We start from the raw sequence: 5,267 nt of genomic DNA on the forward strand, positions 1-5,267 counted from the left end.
GGTAGGTCATTTTGAAGTGTTTTCATGGGATGGATTATACCAATCAAACACCTTACTCGTCATGATATCGATAGGTTAAATGTGGGTGTGCTTCTTGTAAATTGAGAGCCAGGCCATCTAGCAACCAATTAAGCTGACGAGGTGAGATTTGAATAGACAATTGTTCGTCATCAATACCAGGCCACTGAAAATGCCCTTTTTCGAGCCGCTTATAATGCAACCAGAAACCATTTGACGCCCATTGCAATATTTTGACTTTATCGCGCGCTCGACCGCAAAAGACAAAAATATGATCACTACAAGGCTCTTTTTTCAGATCATAGGCGACAATATTGCATAAACCGTCAATGGCTTTACGCATATCAGTTGGCCCACAAATGAGAGTCACATTGAGTTGAGCAGAAGCGGTAAACATAAGTCTTTTATTCCCATGAAAGAAAAAAAAAGACTTTATGTTTTTTGACAAGGATTAAAACGTGTGGTTTAGCTGACGCTTACCTTTGTCGTACTTGGCAAAACGATAAGGTCCTGTGCCGATGACTTTACCTACATTGGCATAACGAGTTGGATCGCTAACGTTTTCATAAATGTGTTTTGGCAGGATAGGTAGAATAGACGCCACTTTTTCAATAAAGAACCGATTAGGTTCTTTATTACAAACAGAGACATGCCCTACTTGAGTCGTGACAGATTCTATACCTGAGACATTCGCATATTGATAAAAATGCTCATTCATATAGCGAAATGAAAAGACAATGTCTTGCGCAGTAAAAGCGGTACCATCGTGCCATTTTGCATCTTGGTTGAGCTCAAAGTCGTAACACTTATACTCATCATCGACATGCCAAGACTGAGCTAACATCGGCTGATATTCACCACTCTGGCTTTTCCACACTAGGGTGTCAAAAAGAAAGCTTGTATAGATATAACCTGGCCCTCTTTGCACATGTAAATAAGGTGCAAGCACACCCCAGTCTCCCCTTTGATCCGCAATAACTAGGCGGCTTTTAGGGGTACTAGAATAAACCAAATTACTTAAACTACTGGTGAGTGCTAGTATCAGTAAAAGTATTGCCTTCATCGTCACTCATCTCCTTAATGTTGCCTACATACACAAGACATTCCCAAGGAATATCAATCTTATTAGACTCTTCTACGAGATCTCTTAATTTTACGTATATCGTTTGTTGCTTGGTGGTAAAGCCTGCATTAAAGGCAAGCGCAACCTGCGTCTCCGGTACGTACAGCTCCAACAATGCCTCTACCATTTTTTCAATTTCCATTTTCATGGTAAAAAGTACAAGGACACTGGGCGGGTTAACTTTATATTGCTGTATGGCGCTCACACTACTGAGCATTAGTGTCTGAGATTGACTATTCAAAAGTGACTGCCTAAGCATGGCATTAGCCGCATTAAAGCTAGAAATACCAGGCACAATGATTGGCTTAAGCTCACTAAACTCCTTTAAGTAACCTACTTGGGGACCATATAAAGTCGGATCACCAAACTCAATAACAGCGACGTTTAATCCACACTGAACACTCTGATGGATCACGTCTCTTATTTTGTTTTCTTGTGCTTCGATCTTTGCAACATCAGCGTTACCTCGTCGAGAGAGCTCTGTAAACAAACCATGCCCTGCATCAAAGACTTGAACGCACTCCTTATAATAGGATTCGGTTTGTCGCTGCACAAACTGCATGGCAATCACCACATCCGCTTCTTGAATCACGTGAACAGCTTTCAAGGTCAAGTTATCGGAATCACCAATACCTGCACTGACAAGATGTAAACGCCCCATTTGATGTGTACTGTTAGAATTCAAAATGACCAACCTTTTAATATCATGATAATAATAATAACTATTATTTAGATTATGTTATAATGTTTCTCAAATGATGACGACTCTGTAAGTGAAACGCTTTGTACAGGAAAATGGAAAGATATGAGTGACTTAAAATCAATGAGGACACTGCTGGCCATTCGAGACAGTAAAAGCCTAACCATGGCCGCTGAGCAGTTAAACGAACCTAAGTCCACTATTAGCCGCCGCATCACCATATTAGAAACATATCTCAACACTCGCTTGACCTGTTTAAGTGGAAGGAGGTTATCTCTAACCAAGGAAGGGCTTTGCTATGCAGACTACTGCGAGCAAATTTTAAACATCGAACAATCCGGTAGAGAGGCTCTAAAAGCCCTTAGATCCTCCCTTTCGGGGAAAATTTCGGTTGGTCTTACCACAGAACTATCACGAGGATGGTCTACCGAATGTTTGCATAGATTTACCAAAAAATACCCTGATATTAATTTGGAAGTGCAAATGGTTGATTGCGCTAATCTGCTGTTCAATGAATCAATCGATATTTGGATAAGCTGCTGTCCATTGTTGAAATCCCAAGGTGTTCGATCGGTCAAACTTGGCCATTGGGAGCGAGGTCTCTATCAAGCCAAACAACTCCCCCCTTTGCTAAAATTAGACCAACTTAAAACATGCGACTGGGTATGCAGCTCTGAAGAAAGCGATACTATTCAATTTTTCGACGACCATTCTTCATGGAAAATGCACCCACAACAAACTACAGTAATCAACTCTCTTCATATGAGAGCAGACGCCATCGCACAAGGGTTTGGTGTTGGCTTGCTACCTTGTTGGATTGCTGAATGCAAAAAACATGGCGTACACAAGTATGAACGCCTCTATCCAGACTTACGAGTTGAGGGTGTGAACTTATCTATTCACTATAAAATCTCAAACGAATCCCTCATTATAAAAACTCTTAGGCAGTGGCTCGAAAACAATTTACCTGCCAGATGGAAATAAACACCCTGCACACCCAAAGCCTATTTGGGTGTGTCCCCTGCAAAAACCAGCAATAAATTCTACTCACCTCTTGACGTAATACACTGCCTTCAATTAAATTAACTAAACGGTATAGTTAAATAATTAGTTGGAGAGACAGTATGCAAAGCGATAACGGTTTCTATGGGCAGTACGGCGGTAGCTTTATTCCTGAAATTCTTTATTCCAGCCAACAACAAATTTTGGCGTCATTTGAAGAAGCAAAAAATGACCCTGACTTCCTTGCAGAACTGAACAAACAATGGCAACAGTTTTCAGGTAGACCAACACCTTTAACTTACTGTGCTAACTTGACCGAGCATTTTGGTGGTGCGCAAATTTACCTTAAGCGTGAAGATTTAAACCACAGCGGCGCGCACAAGATGAACAATGTGATTGGCCAAGGGTTGCTGGTTAAACGCATGGGGAAAAAGCGCGTTATTGCTGAAACAGGTGCAGGGCAGCACGGTATTGCAACCGCCCTTGTTGCGGCTCGGTTAGGTTTAGAATGCACTATTTACATGGGTGCAAAAGATATTGAACGTCAATATCCAAATGTATTTTGGATGAAGCAGCTTGGTGCTACCGTAGTGCCTGTCACAACTGGCGCACAGACGTTACGCGACGCTTTGGATGAAGCATTACGTGATTGGTCTTCAAGTCATGAAGAAAGCCATTACCTCATTGGTACTTCGTGTGGTTGCGCACCTTTCCCAGAAATGGTGGCTTTTTTCCAATCTGTTATCGGCAATGAAGTTCGTGAACAAAGCGTTGAGCAATTTGGTCAATTCCCAGACCGTCTTTATGCGTGCGTAGGCGGTGGCTCAAACGCTTGTGGCTTGTTTTTACCCTTCTTGGATGACAAAGATGTTGAAATGGTCGGCGTAGAAGCCGGTGGTTCAGGTTTAGAATTAGGCCAACACTCTATTCGACTCTCCCATAACCTAGGGCAACCCGGTATTGCTCAAGGCTTTGCCACGGTGTTTCTACAAGATAAAGCGGGACAATTACAAGAAACCCACTCAATTGCTGCGGGTCTCGACTATGTGGGTGTATCCCCTATTATCGCTCATTTAACAGAAACCGGTCGTATCAAAATGACCTATGCCATGGACGATGAAGTGGTTTCCGCTTGCACTTTACTACTGAAAAAAGAAGGGATTATTCCTGCGTTAGAATCTTCTCATGCTCTCGCGGGGGCATTTAAAGATGCACCGAATCTGCCGAAAGACAGCAAAATTGTCATTAACTTATCAGGACGTGGCGATAAAGATATTTTTAACGTTGCCAAAGCGGTACAAGATGAAACCTTCCCACAATTTTTGAGTGACTACCTTGCAGCGTACCCCACTCAACACGTGGATAACATGGAGCAAAACGCATGAGCCAACTCGCCACTTTTATCAAAGACAAAAAAGCGCTAAAAGAAACACGCCAACAAGATGCGATTCTTTCTATGACTCATGTGGTTTACGGCTACCCAACGGTCGAAGAAAGTCTGTCTTGGATGGAAAGACTGATGCAAGAAGGGGTCGATTTTATCGAGGTACAGTTTCCCTTTTCAGATCCAGTCGCCGATGGCCCCAGTATCGTAGCCGCTTGTCACAAAGCATTAGAGCAAACGTTAGACGTCGACACCTGCCTAACTCAACTCGGTGAACTGACAAAGAAATACGCCGACAGCCGTATTGTGTTAATGAGCTACCTTAACCCCATGTACCGGTTCGGCTTAGAAAAGCTGGCTCAGCGTGCAGCAGAAGAAAACATTCAAGGGCTCATTTTACCTGACTTACCAATAGAACAAGCCACGCCTTACCGTAAGGCCTGTGAAAAGCATCATATCGATCCAGTATGGCTTGTGACTCCTGTCACACCGACGGCTCGATTAGAAATGCTCGCTCAACAAAGCAGTGGCTTCTTATATTGTGTTGCACGCTCTGGCGTCACAGGTCACTCTAGTCATGAGAGTAAAGTAAAAAGCACCTCTTTAGACGAGTATCTAGGACATATCAAACAATACGCGAGTGCCCCTATGGGAGTAGGGTTTGGACTACGTGAGCGCAGTCAGATAGAAAAACTGATTGGTAAAGCGGACATTGCTATTCTAGGCTCTGCATTGCTTGATGCTTATAATCAAGGTGGGCAAGAAGAAGGGATAAAACTAATCAATGCTTTGTTTAAATAAATAAGTAGTTTAACAACACCTAATGCTTTACTTTCTAATACAGTAAGTTCTGGTTATTAATAAAAAAGGGAATCAATACAAGATTGTATTGATTCCCTTTTTTATGCCTTATTTAGTTGTCCCTGAATAACTCTCAACCTATTGAATTTATTGTGTTTTTATTAGATAGTTTATGTCTAAATCTTGCTGTAAATACAGTGTAAGGCCCAAAAAGTTGCAGAATCGGTGAGTTTTATGAA

Annotated in this window: 6 protein-coding genes; 3 read left to right on the forward strand and 3 right to left on the reverse strand. The window is 42.1% G+C overall.

Translation table 11 applies throughout. The features are described from left to right. Nucleotides 1–52: 52 nt before the first annotated feature. From tnpB to LG368_RS15040, 3 genes are read right to left on the reverse strand one after another with little or no spacing between them, the layout of a single operon-like run. Nucleotides 53–415, reverse strand: coding sequence for an IS66 family insertion sequence element accessory protein TnpB (tnpB, locus tag LG368_RS15030; RefSeq protein ID WP_226754942.1), 363 nt, complete (start codon nt 413–415; stop codon nt 53–55). Nucleotides 416–469: 54 nt separating this feature from the next. Beyond that, nucleotides 470–1,081, reverse strand: a complete 612-nt coding sequence (locus tag LG368_RS15035; RefSeq protein ID WP_226755512.1) for an ABC transporter substrate-binding protein — start codon at nt 1,079–1,081, stop codon at nt 470–472. Further along, nucleotides 1,041–1,826 (reverse strand): SAM-dependent methyltransferase, encoded by a 786-nt coding sequence (locus tag LG368_RS15040; RefSeq protein WP_226755513.1) that lies wholly within the window; start codon nt 1,824–1,826, stop codon nt 1,041–1,043. Before LG368_RS15040 ends, LG368_RS15035 begins: the two co-directional genes overlap by 41 nt. Nucleotides 1,827–1,946: 120 nt before the next feature. On the opposite strand from LG368_RS15040, the gene LG368_RS15045 reads away from it, so the two are divergent. The 3 genes from LG368_RS15045 (at nt 1,947) to trpA (ending at nt 5,028) form a co-directional block, all read left to right on the forward strand. Further along, complete coding sequence (locus tag LG368_RS15045; RefSeq protein ID WP_226755514.1) at nt 1,947–2,825, forward strand: LysR family transcriptional regulator; 879 nt, start codon at nt 1,947–1,949, stop codon at nt 2,823–2,825. A gap of 140 nt (nt 2,826–2,965) precedes the next feature. Further along, nucleotides 2,966–4,228: a tryptophan synthase subunit beta gene (gene trpB / locus LG368_RS15050; protein ID WP_226755515.1), complete on the forward strand. Its 1,263-nt coding sequence runs from the start codon at nt 2,966–2,968 to the stop codon at nt 4,226–4,228. Then, nucleotides 4,225–5,028 carry a tryptophan synthase subunit alpha gene (trpA, locus tag LG368_RS15055; protein ID WP_226755516.1) on the forward strand — a complete coding sequence of 268 codons (804 nt, stop codon included), beginning with the start codon at nt 4,225–4,227 and terminating at the stop codon, nt 5,026–5,028. The genes trpB and trpA overlap by 4 nt, the downstream gene beginning before the upstream one ends. Nucleotides 5,029–5,267 lie beyond the last annotated feature (239 nt).

The organism is Marinomonas algarum (assembly GCF_020532605.1).
GTDB lineage: Bacteria > Pseudomonadota > Gammaproteobacteria > Pseudomonadales > Marinomonadaceae > Marinomonas > Marinomonas algarum.

Coding starts and splice junctions, on each gene's coding strand:
- trpB (WP_226755515.1), top strand. CDS start 2,966: ATGCAAAGCGATAACGGTTTCTATGGGCAGTACGGCGGTAGCTTTATT.
- LG368_RS15035 (WP_226755512.1), bottom strand. CDS start 1,081: ATGAAGGCAATACTTTTACTGATACTAGCACTCACCAGTAGTTTAAGT.
- tnpB (WP_226754942.1), bottom strand. CDS start 415: ATGTTTACCGCTTCTGCTCAACTCAATGTGACTCTCATTTGTGGGCCA.
- LG368_RS15045 (WP_226755514.1), top strand. CDS start 1,947: ATGAGTGACTTAAAATCAATGAGGACACTGCTGGCCATTCGAGACAGT.
- trpA (WP_226755516.1), top strand. CDS start 4,225: ATGAGCCAACTCGCCACTTTTATCAAAGACAAAAAAGCGCTAAAAGAA.